The following is a 16,286-nucleotide window of genomic DNA, read 5'->3' as shown; positions in this document are numbered from 1 at the left end:
GTCCGAACGCCAGCCAAAGACCCATCATCTGGAACAGATTATTGATAGGCAAAGAAAGTTTCTGGTGAAGCTTTTTTCAAAAAGCTTCGGGGAACCCCGCCCTTTGGAAAAAAGGCGACACCCAAAACTTTTTTCCATTTTTTCAATCAGTTCAGTGATACCGGCAGGGCTGGTTGATGACCGGTTCATTGGCGGACTGGATGACCATCAGCGTCACCGGCCCGCTGCCGATATTGCCCGCGTCATGCCCCTTTTTACCCCGATACGGGCCGGTTTGCATGGGGCGCACGCCCTGGTCCTCGCCAAACAGGATGTCACCCGGCCCCATTTCCACCCGCGTGCCGTCCATGGCGCGGACATACCACCGGCCCTGCAGGGGCACGATCCACTGGGGCCTGGGATCCGGGTGCCATGTGCCGTTCCAGCGCGCGGGCTGCACCGTCACCATCACGGTTGCAACCTGCGGGGCCATCGGGTCCTGCCATTGCGGGCCGGCGGGCGGGGACATGCTTTTAAGGAAAAAGTCATGCACAGGGCAGGTGGTGATGTGGCTGATCCCTTTGTCATCGGTCCATAAATGCCGGTACGACCGCTGGGGCGGGGCGGGCTGCGTGGTGTCGGGCAGCACGGCGGGACGGGGCGATGCCGGTGGCACGGTGGCCATGGCGGATACAGGACCCAGCAGGGCGACAAGGGCTGTGAACAGTGCGGCGGCGCGCGGGGACATGGCGGGGGCCTCCGTAACAGTTAAGGGAAAACGGGGGACATGCCCCGTCATGGTCAGTGCGTGGGGGCGGCATCCCCATAGCTCAGGCGGTATATGGCGCCCGACAGGTCGTCGCTGATCAGCATGCTGCCATCGGGCAGGGGCAGGACATCAGCCGGACGGCCCCATGCCCGCTGCCCCTGCCGGAAGCCGCTGACCAGCACGGTGGGGGACCGGGGACGGTTTTCCGCGTCAAAGCTGACGCTGACCACCTGGTATCCCGATAGCTGGCTGCGGTTCCATGACCCGTGTTCGGCAATCATCAGGCTGCCATGATAGGCGGCGGGAAATTCCGTGCCCTCATAAAACCGCAGCCCCAGGGCCGCGACATGCGCGCCCAGCAGCAGGGCGGGCGGGGTGAACTCACTGCATGGATGCTGGCTGCCGAACTGCGGGTCGGGCACGTTGCCCTGATGGCAGTAGGGATAGCCGAAGGACTGTCCCGGCACGTCCACCCGGTTCAGTTCATCGGATGGCACGTCATCGCCCATGTTGTCGCGCCCGTTATCGGTAAACCACATGACACCCGTGCCCGGCTGCCACGTGAAACCGACCGAGTTGCGGATGCCATACGCCACGTCGCGGCGGTCCGTGCCACTGGCGTTCATGGAAATGATACGCCCGAATTCGTGGCCCACGTCACATATGTTGCACGGTGCGCCAATGGGGACATACAGGCGGTTGTCCGGGCCAAACGCAATGAACTTCCATGAATGGTCGCCGGCGCGGTAGGGCAGGCTGTCGGCCACGACCTCGGGCTTTGGCGGGTCGTCCAGATGGTCCTCGATAGCGCGCAGCACGACAATGCGCCGCATGTCGGACACATACAGGTCACCATCGTGGTAGGCCACGCCCACCGGCAGGTCCAGCCCGTGGGCAATGGTCTGCACCCGTACCGTTCCGCCGCCATCCACACCGCTCAGGGCATAGACATTTCCCGCCGCCATGCTGCCGACGAATATGGTGCCCCGCGCGCCACGGGCCATTTCACGCGCACTGGGCACGTGGTCGGACACAATGCTGAGATGGAACCCCTGCGGCACCTGCAGCAGGTCCGTGCGCGGGGCGGCCAGCGCGGCGGTGGCCGGGACCACCAGGGCCGCAATGATGGCGGCGCGGCCCATGAAGGCTGCGGGGATACGGGGCATCGGATGGCTCCTCGGCGCGGCGGGCGTGGTCACGAAACAAGCTGGCGGATGCGTTCGGCCAGGGCCGTGGCGGAATATGGCTTGCGCTCCACCGGGACATCGCGCAGGTCGGGGGGGATCATGGTGCGGTCGGCATAGCCGGTGGCGAAAATGAACGGCACGCCCCGCGCACGCAGCATGTGCGCGACCTCGATCGAGTTTTCATCACCAAGGTTGACATCCAGTATCGCGACATCCGGCACGCGGGTGCGGATGGCGGTCAACGCTTCATACACCGAGGCCACGGTGCGGACCTGTCCCAGATTGCTTTCCTCGATCGCCCATTCGGCTTCCATCGCAATCAGGAACTGGTCCTCGACCAGCAGGATATCGGCGTCGGTCACTTTCTTTTCCTTTCCCGGCGTGGGGGATGCGGCGGCCGTCGCATCCTGCGCCACAGGTGGCGGGGCGGGGTTTACGTGGCGGGCGGGCAGGTCCATGACCACCTCCAGCCCGCCGGGGCGGTAGTTGACATGCGCACGCCCCCCCAGTTCATGCGGGAAGCCCCGTTCGATCAGGACGGAGCCGAAACCCCGGCGCATGGGCGGCGCGATACCCGGCCCCCCGCTTTCGCGCCATGCAATGCGCCACCCGTCCATCTGCGCATCGTGCGACCACGTAATGTCCAGCCGCCCGCGCGCATGGCCCAGCGCGCCATATTTGACGGCATTGGTGGCCAGTTCATGCACCACCAGCGCCAGAACCGACAGGGCGCGGCCCGTCAGCCAGATGGGCGGCCCGTCGCATGTGATGAAGCAACGTTCACGGTAGGGGGCAAGTTCCGCATCCAGCAGCGCGCGCAGCAGGCCGCCGCCCTCGCTGCGCACCGCCTGGTCATGCGCCAGCGCCAGCGCGCGGATGCGCCCGCGCAGCCGTTCGGCATGGCCTTCGACCGTGCCGCCGGGTTCCAGCGGCTGGCTGACCAGCGACTGCACCACCGACAGGATGTTCTTCACACGGTGGTTCAGTTCCTCGTTCAGCATGCGCTGGCGCAGGTCGGCGGTGGCGCGTTCACTCAGCTGCAGCTGGTGGTACGCGCCCATCACCTCGATCAGGGCGGAGCGGACAAGGGTCGCCGCCTCCACGTCGTCACCCGACCATGGCAGGCATTCCCCCGTGACCTGCTGGGTCCAGATGGCGAAACTGTTACGCGGGCCGAAATACCCGTCCTCGGCCTGCTGGCAGTTGCGGTCGGTGGGGTCGGCGCCCCATTTCAGGGTGCGCACCACCTCGCGCCGGAACACCAGCAGGTAGTCCCCCGGCTGCGAGGAAATCGGGACGATCATCATGCCCGCCGCCTGCGCCGCGTAATCCGCCGCCTGCGGCACCTGCGCCGCCAGGCCGGTGGTGTGCCAGATCTGCGCGCCCGCGCACAGGCGGGCCAGCCCCAGCAGCCTGTCCATCGCTTCGGGCGGCGGGTGCGCGCCATGCAGGGTCCATTGCCCGCCCACCCACAGCGCCGCCCCGTCGCACTGCACGAAGGACAGCATGTCCGGCAGGTGCGCCATGAGGTAGGACGGCATGTCCGCCACCGGGGCCGCGCCCTTCAGCAGTGTCTCGATCAGGGTATGGGTCTGCCGCGTCATGGCCAGCCGCTTGGTGCGCAGCAGGTTGGTGATCTGCAGCGACAGGAATTCGCCAAACATGCGCGCCACGATCCGCTCGCTCATGTTCATCACGCGCGGGCTGCAGTGGTGCCCCGCGATCATGCCCCACAGCCGCCCGTCAACCATGAGCGAGACGGACACGCACCCCGCGATCCCCATCATGCACAGGTAGTCCGTATGCCTGACGGTGGCCGCGCGCAGGTGGGCATGCGACAGGTCGGGCGGCGCCATGCCGGGGGGCGAGATGATGGGAATGGGCGTTGCGCCCACGTCACCGATCACCCGGATCAGGTTGGTGCTGTACAGCCTGCGGGCGGGATCGGGGATGTCGCTTGCGGGGAAATACTGGCCCAGGAAGCTTTCCAGGTTGGGGGCGTGGTATTCGGCCGCGACCTCCCCCGATCCGTCCTCGGCAAAGCGGTAGAGCATCACGCGGTCGAAATGCAGCACGCCCGCGAACAGCCGGACCACGGTGCGGAACAGGCGGTCGAAATCCGTGATTTCACGGATCCGGTCGATCATGGTGCGCAGCAGCGACAGGTGCGCGCCATCCCCATCCGGGTCGGCGGCCGGTTCCCATTCCAGCACGATGTCCGCCCCGGCGGTATGGATGGCGATGTCATAGCGCCTGCCGTCCGGCGCGTCCTGCCCGAAGACAAGGGCGGGCCGGCGGTGGGCCTCCCCATGGGTGGCAAGGGCGTTGCGGATGGCGTGGGTCGCCTGCCGGCCCACCACCTCGCGCAGCAGCAGGCCGGCCGTCAGTCCGTCCCGCCCAAGGCAGTGCGGCGCGTTGGCGGACCAGCGCACGATGCGTTCCAGCCGCGCGTCACACGCCAGCAGCCAGCCATTGGGCTGGATATGGTCGGTGGCCCATTTCATGCCACGTGCGCCCATGCCCGCATCCGGGGCGTGGCATGCGGCCACCCGGCGGGACCGTTGACCGTCATCATCGCATGATAGGGCCGTGTCAGCACCATCCCCGCTCCTGCCATGGCCGGGGCGGGTGCAGGCTGCACCGTGCCGGCCGGGGTTACGCCGCCCCGCACGGCCCCGGCGGGGCGCGTGATGGAAGGCGATGCAGCATACCCCCATGGGGCAGGGTGCAACAGCTTACTTTTACACACCTCACATTTATGTAAAGTCGCGGCACCGCCCCCGGCGCGCCCGCGACCCGCGCGGCATCAGGGGTGAATACATGAATGTGTAATACAATATTTTATATATACTTCCATATACCTTTTCTTAACCCCGGCATGTGCATGAAACATCATGCTGGCTGTCGCTTATTGCAGTGGCCCGGACGGTTCCGGCCTGGCGCCACACTGCAGCTTCATCCCCGTTCGTTTCCAGTCAGCAGGAGACCAGCAGCCCGATGCCCCGCGACATGATAGATGACATGCAGGTAACCGTCCTTCCTGCACTGGAACAGACCATCCTTGGTGTTGTCCTGATCGATGAAAACAATACCATCACCTTTTTCAACCGGGCGGCGGAAAGGCTATGGCACTGCGCGCGCCAGGACGTGATCGGGCGCAACGTCAATGTGCTGGTGCCGCGCAATATCCGCTCCACCCATGACGACCTGATCCGCCACAACCGCGAAACCGGGATCAACAAGATCGTCGGCACCAGCCGCGAGGTGCTGGTGGAACGGCTGGATGGCACCAGTTTCTGGGCCAACCTGTCGCTGTCGCGCATCGCGGTGGATGGCAAGATCGGCTACATGGCGCTGATCCGCGACATTTCGCAGGAAGTGGACGACCGTGAAAAGATCCGGCTGCTGTCGCTGGTGGTGCGCGAAACCGACCGTGGGGTTGCCATCCTGGACCCGGAATTCCGCATCATCTACGTCAACCGCGCCTTCAGCGACATGTTCGGCTTCGGCCCCGAACGGGTGACGGGGCATGGCCTGTCGGTCATCCTGGCGGGGGACACGACGGATATCGGCATCCTGAACAAGCTGCATGAAGGCGCGCGCAACGCCCGTGGCTTCACGCTGGAAATCCGCGCCCGCCACGCCAGCGGCCGCGACATATGGGTTTCAGCGGCGATGAACCCGGTATTCAGCGAAAGTGGCGAGATCGAGAACATTGTCGTCGTCCTGACCGACATTACCGAACAGCATTTTCTTGACAGCCTGCAGCGCGACACGCTGGAGGCGATATCCAGCGACCTGAGCCTGCATGAAGTCATGGACTTCATCTGCCGCCGCATCGAACACTACATTCCCGATGTCATGCCCGCCATCTACCTGGTGGAAAAGGACGAACACCTGAAATGCAAGGGCCGCGCCAGCCTGCCGCTGTCGCTGGTCAAGCTGTATGACACGCTGCCCATCGGGGATGGCGCCGCGTGTTCGGGCCTTGCCGCGGCCACCGGCACCGTGACCGAATGCCGGGACATTGCCCAGGACCCGCGCTGGCAGCACCTGCGTGAACAGACGCTGCATAACGGCATAAAGGCCGCGCGGGCGACGCCCATCATCCTGCGGAACAACCGGGTGGCGGGGGTGTTCACGTGCTATTCGCGCACCGATACGCTGCCCGATGCGGCGTGCCAGAAGGCGGTGGCCACCAGCCTGCACCTGTGCACACTGGCCATTGAACGGCACGAGGCGAAGGAACACATCAACCGCCTGTCGGATTTCGACCTGCTGACCAGCCTGCCCAACCGTCGCTGGCTGCGCCAGAACATGGCCCGCATGCTGCGCCGCCATGTGCGCGGCAATCTTATGCTGCTGACCGTGGGCGTGGATAACTTCAAGCACATCAATGATGTATTTGGCCATACGGCAGGCGATGAACTGATCGCCCATATTGCCGGCCAGCTGCGTGACGTGCTGAGCATTGACGACACGCTGGTGCGCAGCGGGGGGGACCAGTTCACCATCGTCACCAATGGCGAACAGCAGCATGCCTCGACGCTCAGCGCCACGATCCTGCGCGTGCTGGGCACGCCCACCCACATTGGCGCCGTGCCGGTCAGCCTATCCGCAAGCCTGGGTGTTGCCGTCCATCCCGAAAATGGCGAGGACGGGGACACCCTGCTGAAAAACGCCGAAACCGCCATGTTCCAGGCCAAGGCGAATGGCGGCGGGCATTGCTGCTTCTTCAGCCCGCGCATGAACCAGCAGGCCAGTGACCGGCTGATCCTGGCCGCCGCATTGCGCGACGCCATCGCGCATGACCGGCTGCGCCTGTTCTACCAGCCACAGGTCCATGCCCGCAGCGGCCAGCTATATGGGGTGGAGGCGCTGTCACGCTGGATCGACCCGTCACTGGGCTTTGTCTCGCCCGCGCGGTTCATTACCGTGGCGGAGGAAACCGGCCAGATCGAGGCCATTGGCAAGTGGTCCCTGCGCGCGGCCTGCATGCAGATGGCGCAGTGGATGCGCGACGGGGTGGATGTGCCGGTGGTGTCGGTCAACCTGTCGCCGCTGCACTTCCGTGACGAAACGCTGCCGGAATTCGTGGACAGGCTGCTGAAGGAAACCGGCATCCCGCCGCAGCGCCTGACGATAGAAATTACCGAAAGCACCATGATCGACAATTACGAACGCACCATCCGCGTGGCGCAGAAGCTGCGGGAAATGGGGGTTGGCATGTCGATGGATGATTTCGGCACCGGCTTTTCCAGCCTGTCCAACCTTGCGGGCCTGCCGGTGAACGAGGTCAAGATCGACCGCAGCTTCATGACCGGGCTGGAAAGCATTGAAAAGGTCCGTGCCGTGGTCATGGCCGTGGTTCGCATCGGCCAGAGCCTGGGCATGACCGTGGTGGCCGAAGGGGTCGAGCATGAGGAACAGCGCCGCCTGCTGGCCGACATGGATTGCGACGTGCTGCAGGGCTACATGTTCTCCAAGCCGCTGCCGGCGGAAGAACTGGCGGCATGGTTTTCCGCCTACCAGCCCGGGTCCTGACCGCCGGCAGGGTGCCGGGACATTGCTGATGGAAACGCCGCTTTCTTGAAAAAGGCGGTGCCCGGAAAGCTTTTTTATCCGTATGTTGCCATGAACGACGCCACGGTGGCGTCAAACCACCCCGTCAGCGCGACGGCGCGCAGGGATGGCCACCCACCTGCGCCACGATCTGGTCAATGACGTGGTAATCCACCGCCAGGGCGGCGGCGTCATCATCGGATTTCGGGGTGGCTGACAGCACAACCGCCGTCACGTCATTGCGCGGGTCGACCAGCATGAACTGCGCGCCGATGCCCATCCCGGCCAGACGGTGGCAGCTTTCGCTGCTGTCATACCAGAAGCTGCGATAGCCACCGTGTTCGAAACCGGGGAAGTCCGCCGTAAGTTCCGGCCCGCGCCGGTCACGCGCCCAGACGGCGCGATCCGCGCGGTGGTACAGGGCGTCAATCGCTGCGGCAGGCACGACCTGGCGGCCATCGACCTGCCCGTCATGCAGCATCATCTGCGCGAACAGGGCCATGTCGCGCAGGGTGGCGTTCATCCCGGCGGATGCATAGGCTTCGTGCGATCGGTCCAGCACATAATAGGCATCATCGCGCGCGCCCATCCGCGTCCATATCCTTTCCGTCAGCAGCGTGGACAGCGGCTTGCCCGTCGCGCGTTCCAGCACCCACGCCACCACGTTCGCCCCCTGGTCCAGATACAGGAAATGTTCCCCCGGCGGCCCATGCGGGTGGTGCAGGGTGGCCAGCCACGCGTGCAGGTCACGCGGGCTGTCGGGGTGGGGCGGCAGCCAGCCGCCCGCGCGGTCGCTGTCCTCATAATCCAGCGCGCCATTGGCTTCCGATTCAAAGACCCGGTCCGATACCTGCATGTCCAGCGCCTGGCGCAGCGTCGCGCCATCGTAATTCGTGCCGCGCATTTCCGGCAGCCATGACGTCAGCTGCCGTTCGGGATCGATCGTGCCCTCGGCGACCAGGATTTCGGCCAGCGTGCCAACCATGGATTTCGACATGGACATGATCAGGTGCGGCACGCGCTGCTGGTCGGGGCTGGCGTACCATTCCACTACCGGCCTGCCGTGCTGCATCACCATGAACGCATCGACATGGTTGCGCGACAGGACCTGCGCCAGCGGCTTCGCCCTGCCGCCGTCGTGATCCGTAACCCGCCACTGCGCGGCCGGGCGGGCAGGGGCGTCGGACAGGGGTTGCGGCGTCCCGGCATGGGGGATGTTGGCGCTGGGAAATATCTCGCGCATGTGCCGCCATGACCATGCATTGTATGGCCCCCAGTACCAGTGCGCCAGGTCGACCTGACCGGACAGCGCCGTCATGTCCGGCGCAGCCTGGGCCGCCACCGGCGACAGGGAAAGGGTCAGGCCCGTGCATAACAGGCGCAGGGAAAACCGTAATCCGTAACCATTCAGTAACCCGCGCATGCCGTTGCCTTTCTTTGTCATGGTGCGCTGACGGTCCCGAATTCCGGTTTCGTTGTCAATCCGTATCGTCTGGCGGGGCTGCGGCGATTTGTCCGGCAGGTTATGGCATCCGCCGCGCCAACGCGGTAACACAGGCGGACAGCGTCAACCCAGAGCGAACAGGAAAAGCAGCACCGTGAATATTGATGGCCATATCGTCCTGCCAGACCGGGTCATGCCGGGCCGTGTCGTGTTCGATACCTCAATTACCGATGTGCGGCCCCTGTTGCACAACGTGCCCGACCGCTACATCCTGCCCGGCTTCATTGATGCCCATGTCCATGGCGGCGACGGGGCGGACACCATGGATGGCATCATGGCGATCCGGCACATGGCCATGTTCCATATGGCGCAGGGCACCACCACGCTGCTGCCCACCACCATGACCGCCCCATGGTCGGACATAATCGATACGCTGCATGCGGTGGTCGATGTCATGCGCAACGGGACACAGGGCGGCCCCAGCATTCCCGGCGCCCATCTGGAGGGGCCGTTCATCAACCCCCATCGGCGCGGTGCGCAGCCCGCGCATACCCAGTTGCCCACGCCCGTGCGGGTCAGTGCGGTCATCAAGACCGGGGCGGTCAGGCTGGTGACGCTGGCGCCGGAAATGGAACATGCCGATACCGCCATCCAGCAGTTCATACAGGCGGGCATACGGGTCAATCTTGGCCATACGCAGGCGGATCATGAACAGGCCGAACGCGCCATCTGCCGCATATGTGGCGGTGGCGGCGTGGCGGGCGGCACGCACATGTTCAACGCCATGCCGCCGATCATGGCGCGCGCGCCGGGTCCGGCCACGGCGCTGATGTGCAGCGATGACGCCTATGCCGAGATGATTTTCGACACCCATCACGTCCATCCCGCCCTGTTCCGCCTTGCGCACCGGGTCATGGGGCGGCGGCTGGTGTTTGTTACCGACGCCATGCGCGCCACCGGCATTGGTGATGGCGCCAGTTCGCTGGGGGGGCAGGACGTGATGGTGCATGACGGCGTGGCCCGCCTGCGCGACGGGACGCTGGCGGGCAGCGTGCTGACACTGGACCAGGCCCTGCGCAACGCCATACAGGCTGGCGCATCCCTGCCACAGGCGGCGGCGCTGGTCAGCACGCATGCCGCCAATTGGCTGGGGCTGCATGACCGGGGCGTCATCATGCATGGACGCCGCGCGGACATGGTGGTGATGGGGCCGGACCTGACGGTGCAGGAAGTGTGGGTCGCGGGCCGTCGCAGCGCCTGAAACTGACAAAAATTTCGGGTGAAACGTTTTTCACAAAGCCCTGAAAAACGCTGCCTTAAAAATAAGGCGGCACCCAGGAACTTTTATTTTTATCAATAGTGCCATCTGATCCCCATTTTCCATATGGCAGGACAGGGACGGCCTGTTGTCCCGACTGATGCGGCAGCATGTGACAGCAGCAATACGCTTGCGCAAGGAACCGGCCATGACGCGTATTTGCACTGGCCCGATGGGGTGGGGCGGCCTAATACTCGTCCTCACGGCATCAATGGATCAAGGATCACCCCCGGCCCGATGGCCCCGCATACCGCTTATCATTCCCGCAGGTCCGCCGCATGTCGCGTCTGGAACTGACAGCGTGCCAGGAACGCGCGCTGGCGGAAATCCTGACCGCGCGCGAAACCTGTGCCACGCACCTGCTGACCGGCTATGCCGGGACGGGCAAGACCACGCTCATGCAGCGCGTGGCCCGCGCACTGCGCAAACAGGGGGCGGAAGTGGTCTTTACCGCCGCAACCCACAAGGCTACCGCCGTGCTGAAGGCACGGGTGGGCAACCTGGCACCATGCCGCACCATCCATAACGTCCTGTCGCTGCAGCCCGGCACGCAGGATGGCGGGCGCGAGGTGCTGCAACGCGCCGACCGGCCCGAACCGATCACGGCGGATGTCATCATCATCGACGAATGTTCCATGGTGGGATCGGAACTCATGCGCTGGGTGCGCGAACTGGTGCCCGACCGTTTCGTGCTGTTCGTGGGCGATCCGGCGCAGCTGCCGCCGGTGGGGGAGGCGATCAGCCCGTCATTCGCCATCCGCTCGGCGTCGCATCTGGAAACGGTGGTGCGGCAGGCGGCGGGCAACCCGCTGGTCGCCGCCGCCACAACCATACGCGAAAGCCAGGGCGGGCCGCTGGACTGGTCATGGTGCCGCGCCAACCACCACGACGGCGCGGGCCTGTTCGTGCCGCGCACGCCCGATGCGTGGATGCAGCGTGCCTTTACATCCGACGAATTCCGCGCCGACAGCGATGCCTTCCGCTATCTGTGCTGGACCAATGCACGGGTGGAGGCAGTCAACCGCATGGTACGTCGCTGGGTGCATGGCGGTGAGACGCCAACCCCCTTTGTCGCGGGCGAACGCGTGATTGCCCGCGCCCCCGTGATGGATGTGGAGGGACGGCGCGTTGCCATCGCCACCAATGAGGAGGCGGAGGTGATCGACATCCGCCCCACCATCCTGCGCCATGCCTTTCCCGCCACGTCAAAGGTCGCGGGCTGGACCACCGAACTGCCGGTGCATGACGTGGTGCTGCGTACCCTGACGGGGGAGGAAGTGCCCGTGCCCATCCTGCGGCCTGGCGCGGACATGGCGGCCATCGAACGCCGCCTGCGGCGCGAGGCGGCGGAAGAACGCGCGCGCTGGCAGCACCGCTTCGTGTTCCGTCGCGGCATCGGGCGGTTGCAGGCGGTCTATGCCATGACCGTGCATACCGCGCAGGGCAGCACATTTGGCCGTGTATTCGTGGATATAGGCGACATTACCCGCCGTGCCACCACCAACGTGCTGGAAACGCAGCAACTGCTGTATGTGGCGGCCACGCGGCCATCCACCGCCTTGATCCTGACGGGAATGCCCGGCCATCCGCCACCGGGAAAGGGTTGAGACCAGCGCGTATCCGATGGTTTTTCCGGCATTGATACGCCGGATAGATAGAAAATATTTCAAACCGTGTCTTGATGCCCCGGGGTGGAGGCTCAACATATGGTGACATCATAAGGAGTTATTCACCATGAGCGAGCATCGCGTCCCGCATGCGGCCGGTTCCATCCACGATCTGGTGCGCAAGGCCACGCATTCCCCCGCCATCATGACGAAAGCGGAAACCATCCGTCTGGCCGAACACGTCCTGAAGGGCGGCGAACATGCCACGGAAGAAGAACAGTCCATTGCCAAAAGGGCCGCCCTTGACCCCGAAGGCGTCAATGCCTCGGAAATCGCGCTTCTGGGCAAGCGCGCGGCTGCAAAGAAGTAAGCTGTCCGTCCTGACAGGACAATAAATGGGGCGGGTGCGCTGGTGCGTACCCGCCCCATTGCGTTGCGGGCCGGGTAAAAAAGCAGGGCACCGCATCCCGTCGCCGGACGGTCATTTTCCATCCCCCATGACCCCACCGGGGTATCCATGCCGCCTGCCATACCCATATGCGCAGCCCGGTTCGCCACCATGTGGAACGAGCCGTTCCGTGCCCGTGACGGCATGTCCCCTTATGAAAATCGGGCACGAACCTGTGATTGCGACGAACTGAAAACAATTTTTTTCATAGGTCTATCACATCTTTTACTAAGTTATTTCAAAACATTTCAATATACTTTCATGAAATATTAAACTGTCAGCATGATATTTATGGCTCATGCCCACTGCATGAAAGGCATACCAACCTGCATCCGCCATGCCCCGTAACGTGGGGAAGGGCAGGTGTAAAAATGGGAAAGCGTGCCCGCCTGTCCCAACACAGGCGGGATTATTACTTGACCATCCTGGCCTTTTACACTGACCACGCGGGTGTAGGCAGGCCGCCCATCCCCCATTGCCACCGGCCGGGGCGACACAGGGCACACAGACCGCACCGGGCGCAGCGCACCCGCTTGCAACAGGCGAGGCAACACACTGGCACCGTACCCACCGGGCAGCATGCCCCACGGTGCAAAGGGAGGCGAACGACGTGATCCATTCCCGGACGGATCGCGGGAAACCGGGCATGGTACCCGGTCGCACCACCGGGAAATGGTTCTGTAGGCGTGACGTGACGCAGTTCATGCGCGGGCGGGCAGGAGACATGCGTACCCGTTGGGACCAGGCCCGACAGGCAGGCCGACACCCGGATCGTACCGTGGCAGGCACACGTCACCATGCAGCCAGAACGGCCAGATACTTACAGGTCGGGCTGTGGCAGCCACCCTACAATTAAGCAAAAATATAAGATGTACGGATATATAAACAATTGCGTCTGTTTATTCTGCATGCATTTTACAAATTAACTTATGGCAAAAAGATGTCATTAATCAGAACTGACGCAGTCCTGTCGGGAACAGAAAAAGATAAAGATGTCATTAACGCAGCTTCATAGTCCTCTGGCCGGGGTGGAACGCCATTACATGAACCGGCAGGAGTTCATGACGGAAAGCACGCCCGCCAACATGCATTTCCATGTGGTCAGCGGCGGGGCGCGTCTGTTCAAGTCACTTCCGGACGGCCGGCGGCAGATCATCGGTTTCGCCCATAAGGGGGACGTGCTGCCTGCCTATCCCTGCACGCATTACCACTACAGCGCCGAAGCCATGCACACGCTGCGGGTGATGTGCGTGCCCACGCCCTATCTGCGGCACCTGCATGAAACGTCGCCCGGTGCCTGCGCCGCATCGCTGAACACCGCGCGCCAGCTGCTGGTGGGGCTGCACAACCGGCTGCTGATGCTGGGACGCCAGACCGCGCGCGAACGGCTGGCCGCCTTCCTGATCGCGCAGGGGACCCGCATGGGACGGGGCGAACTGTGGCCTGTCGATCCCGGCATTTCCCGCGCCGACATAGCCGATTTCCTTGGCCTGACCACCGAAACGGTCAGCCGCCTGCTCAGCGCCTTCCACCGGGAAAAGCTTATTTCCCGGCAGCGGCGTTCCATACACATTCTCGACCTCGACCGCCTGCGCGCCATCGTGGCCCATTCTGAATGAAGATGAAGAAAGATAGCCAGAAGATGCCCGACATAACTGCCCTTACCACCGAAATCCTGCTGCCTGCGCTGGAACAGGCGATCGACGCGACGGTCATCATCGGCCAGGATAACGAGATCATTTTCTACAACCAGGCTGCGGAAGCATTGTGGGGCATTCCGCGCGCCGAGGTCATGGGCCGCAACGTGGACTGCCTGGTGCCCGTGCGGCTGCGCCATGAACATGACCGTTATATCGACCGCAACCGTGAAAGCGGCCACAACCGCATTGTCGGCACATCGCGCGAAGTCGAATTCACGCGCGCGGATGGCGAATACATCTGTGGTGAGCTGTCACTGTCGAAAGTGCAGATCACCAAGGACGGGCGGACCCTGACCTACTACATGGGCGTGATGAAAAACGTCACGGAGGAAAGCCAGCGCCGCAAGATCCTGATCCTGCAGAACGACGTGCTGCAGGCACTGGCCAGCGACATGCTGATACAGGATATCGGTGAACTGATCTGCCGCAAGGTCGAGGCCTTCGTGCCCAATGCCGTCGCCGCCCTGCTGGTGCTGGATGATGCGCAGCCATGGCGGGTGATCTGCACGTCCGCCCTGCCGCCGCGTATCCGCAACGCGCTGGAAACCACCGTGCCAACGCCGTCCGATGTGGAAAAGCTGCAGGCCAACCCGTCCTATACCGGGCGGCTGGTATGGGACAATTACCAGTCCATGTGCCGCTCGCTGGGGCTGCAGTCGTGCTATGCCGCCCCCGTGCTGGCGGGCGACGGGCGGGTGACGGGTATTTTCGCGCTGTACCTGCGTGAACCCAACCAGCTTGGCGCATGGCCGCAGCGCCTGGTCGGGTCGTGCCTGCCGTTCTGCGCGCTGGCGCTGGAACAGCACGCCACCAAGACGCACCTGACCCAGCTTGCGCGTTATGATTCCCTGACCGGCCTGCTGAACCGTGGCGCGCTGCACCGGGTGATGGAAGACATCATTGCCCAGCCGGGCAACCGGACGCTGGCGATCTTCATGCTCGATATCGACCGTTTCCGCGATATCAACGACGCGCTGGGCCATGTCTATGCCGACCAGTTCCTGGTCGAGATCGCAGGGCGCATCCGTTCCATTTCCCAGGATGATTATGTCCTCAGCCGCTCGGGCGGGGATGAATTCGTGGTGGTCGTGCCCGACTGCGAGGGCAAGCGGATCGAGGAAATCGCCCAGCAGCTTCTGGACACCATCGGCCGCCCGCTGCAGATCGGCCAGAACACGCTGTCCATTTCATGTTCCATCGGCATAAGCACGTTCCCCGCCAACGGGCCGGACAGTGAATCGCTGCTCAGCCATGCCGACACCGCCATGCGCCAGGCCAAGGAAGACGGGCGTGGCATCTTCCGCTTCGCCAACCTGGAAAAGAACCAGGTGGCGCAGGACCGGCTGGTGCTTGGCTCGGCCCTGCGCGATTCACTGGCGCAGGGCATGCTGCAGCTGCATTACCAGCCGCAGGTACGCACGCATACGCTGGAACTCAGCGGGGTGGAGGCCCTGTCGCGCTGGCATCATCCGCACCTTGGCAACATCTTTCCCTCCCGCTTCATCGCGGTGGCGGAGGAAACCGGCCAGATCGAGGCCATTGGCCGGTGGTCGCTGCTGGAAGCATGCCGCCAGATCGTGAAATGGGACCGCGACGGCGTCCATGTCCCCACCGTGGCGGTAAACCTGTCGGCGGTGCATTTCCGCAACCGCGCACTGCCTGAACACATCGCGGCCCTGCTGAAGGACCACGACCTCAAGCCCGCGCGGCTGACGGTGGAAATCACCGAAAGCGTGATGATGGACAACAGCCGCGATACCGAGGAAGTGCTGCAGTCCATCCGTAACCTTGGCTGTGGCCTGTCGATGGATGATTTCGGCACGGGGTATTCGTCACTGTCGCGGCTGACGCGCCTGCCACTGACGGAAATCAAGATCGACCGCAGTTTCATCAACGATTTCGAATACGACACCAATGCACAGGCGGTGACCATGGCGGTCATCGGTATCGGTTCGCGCCTGGGCATGACGGTCGTGACCGAAGGGGTCGAGACGGAACAGCAGCGCGAACTGCTGGAAAAACTGAACTGCGATGTGATGCAGGGCTATCTGTTCGCCAAGCCGCTGGCCCCGCAGGATCTGGAACAGTGGGTCCGCAAGGGGGGCGCGCCTGCCGTCATCCGTGAAATCGAAGCCGCCCGCGCCGGGGCTGCCAGGGCAGGGACGCCATCCGCGCAGCCCGCGGACAATGCCGAAAAGCAGCCTGCCCCCACCGCAAAGGCAACCGCGACCACGCCGTCCCCTGCAGTAAAAGCCAAGTCCTGATCCATTCA

The 16,286-nt window shown here is 63.9% G+C and carries 12 protein-coding genes; 7 read left to right on the top strand and 5 right to left on the bottom strand.

Annotated elements, in window-relative coordinates; translation table 11 throughout:
- Positions 1-151: 151 nt before the first annotated feature.
- The 4 genes from AC1RQ9_RS12365 to AC1RQ9_RS12350 are packed head-to-tail and all read right to left on the bottom strand — an operon-like array spanning position 152 to position 4,666.
- Entirely contained in the window at positions 152-727 is a 576-nt protein-coding gene (locus AC1RQ9_RS12365) for a cupin domain-containing protein (protein WP_485987190.1), read from the bottom strand.
- 53 nt (positions 728-780) lie between these two features.
- Positions 781-1,914: a PQQ-dependent sugar dehydrogenase gene (locus AC1RQ9_RS12360; protein ID WP_485987189.1), complete on the bottom strand. Its 1,134-nt coding sequence runs from the start codon at positions 1,912-1,914 to the stop codon at positions 781-783.
- 29 nt (positions 1,915-1,943) lie between these two features.
- Positions 1,944-4,454: an HWE histidine kinase domain-containing protein gene (locus AC1RQ9_RS12355; RefSeq protein ID WP_485987188.1), complete on the bottom strand. Its 2,511-nt coding sequence runs from the start codon at positions 4,452-4,454 to the stop codon at positions 1,944-1,946.
- A complete protein-coding gene (locus AC1RQ9_RS12350; protein ID WP_485987187.1) occupies positions 4,436-4,666 on the bottom strand; it encodes a hypothetical protein in 231 nt (76 codons plus the stop codon). The genes AC1RQ9_RS12355 and AC1RQ9_RS12350 overlap by 19 nt, the downstream gene beginning before the upstream one ends.
- A 266-nt stretch (positions 4,667-4,932) precedes the next feature.
- On the opposite strand from AC1RQ9_RS12350, the gene AC1RQ9_RS12345 reads away from it, so the two are divergent.
- Positions 4,933-7,479 carry an EAL domain-containing protein gene (locus tag AC1RQ9_RS12345; RefSeq protein ID WP_485987186.1) on the top strand — a complete coding sequence of 849 codons (2,547 nt, stop codon included), beginning with the start codon at positions 4,933-4,935 and terminating at the stop codon, positions 7,477-7,479.
- Positions 7,480-7,603: 124 nt separating this feature from the next.
- Here the strand turns inward: AC1RQ9_RS12345 and AC1RQ9_RS12340 are convergent, their stop codons facing one another.
- Complete coding sequence (locus AC1RQ9_RS12340) at positions 7,604-8,941, bottom strand: serine hydrolase domain-containing protein (RefSeq protein WP_485987184.1); 1,338 nt, start codon at positions 8,939-8,941, stop codon at positions 7,604-7,606.
- 154 nt (positions 8,942-9,095) lie between these two features.
- Here AC1RQ9_RS12340 and nagA point away from each other — a divergent pair, with 154 nt between their 5' ends.
- The 6 genes from nagA to AC1RQ9_RS12310 all read left to right on the top strand — a co-directional run bounded on the left by nagA (position 9,096) and on the right by AC1RQ9_RS12310 (position 16,278).
- A complete protein-coding gene (gene nagA / locus AC1RQ9_RS12335; RefSeq protein ID WP_485987182.1) occupies positions 9,096-10,202 on the top strand; it encodes an N-acetylglucosamine-6-phosphate deacetylase in 1,107 nt (368 codons plus the stop codon).
- Positions 10,203-10,537: 335 nt separating this feature from the next.
- On the top strand, positions 10,538-11,866 hold the full coding sequence (locus AC1RQ9_RS12330) for an ATP-dependent DNA helicase (RefSeq protein ID WP_193731758.1): 1,329 nt from the start codon (positions 10,538-10,540) through the stop codon (positions 11,864-11,866).
- 127 nt (positions 11,867-11,993) lie between these two features.
- A complete protein-coding gene (locus tag AC1RQ9_RS12325; protein ID WP_485987181.1) occupies positions 11,994-12,236 on the top strand; it encodes a hypothetical protein in 243 nt (80 codons plus the stop codon).
- Between the two features lie 688 nt (positions 12,237-12,924).
- A complete protein-coding gene (locus AC1RQ9_RS12320; protein ID WP_485987180.1) occupies positions 12,925-13,170 on the top strand; it encodes a hypothetical protein in 246 nt (81 codons plus the stop codon).
- Between the two features lie 187 nt (positions 13,171-13,357).
- Positions 13,358-13,933 carry a Crp/Fnr family transcriptional regulator gene (locus AC1RQ9_RS12315; protein WP_485987179.1) on the top strand — a complete coding sequence of 192 codons (576 nt, stop codon included), beginning with the start codon at positions 13,358-13,360 and terminating at the stop codon, positions 13,931-13,933.
- A gap of 23 nt (positions 13,934-13,956) precedes the next feature.
- Positions 13,957-16,278 carry an EAL domain-containing protein gene (locus AC1RQ9_RS12310; protein ID WP_485987178.1) on the top strand — a complete coding sequence of 774 codons (2,322 nt, stop codon included), beginning with the start codon at positions 13,957-13,959 and terminating at the stop codon, positions 16,276-16,278.
- The last annotated feature ends 8 nt before the right edge of the window (positions 16,279-16,286 follow it).

The sequence above is a fragment of the Komagataeibacter ossonobensis genome, from assembly GCF_057359305.1.
Note: the sequence above shows the minus strand (reverse complement) of the source record. Positions and strands in the feature narration are given on the sequence as shown.

Coding starts and splice junctions, on each gene's coding strand:
- AC1RQ9_RS12340 (WP_485987184.1), bottom strand. CDS start 8,941: ATGACAAAGAAAGGCAACGGCATGCGCGGGTTACTGAATGGTTACGGA.
- AC1RQ9_RS12330 (WP_193731758.1), top strand. CDS start 10,538: ATGTCGCGTCTGGAACTGACAGCGTGCCAGGAACGCGCGCTGGCGGAA.
- AC1RQ9_RS12365 (WP_485987190.1), bottom strand. CDS start 727: ATGTCCCCGCGCGCCGCCGCACTGTTCACAGCCCTTGTCGCCCTGCTG.
- AC1RQ9_RS12310 (WP_485987178.1), top strand. CDS start 13,957: ATGCCCGACATAACTGCCCTTACCACCGAAATCCTGCTGCCTGCGCTG.
- AC1RQ9_RS12325 (WP_485987181.1), top strand. CDS start 11,994: ATGAGCGAGCATCGCGTCCCGCATGCGGCCGGTTCCATCCACGATCTG.
- AC1RQ9_RS12360 (WP_485987189.1), bottom strand. CDS start 1,914: ATGCCCCGTATCCCCGCAGCCTTCATGGGCCGCGCCGCCATCATTGCG.
- AC1RQ9_RS12345 (WP_485987186.1), top strand. CDS start 4,933: ATGCCCCGCGACATGATAGATGACATGCAGGTAACCGTCCTTCCTGCA.
- AC1RQ9_RS12315 (WP_485987179.1), top strand. CDS start 13,358: ATGAACCGGCAGGAGTTCATGACGGAAAGCACGCCCGCCAACATGCAT.
- AC1RQ9_RS12355 (WP_485987188.1), bottom strand. CDS start 4,454: ATGGGCGCACGTGGCATGAAATGGGCCACCGACCATATCCAGCCCAAT.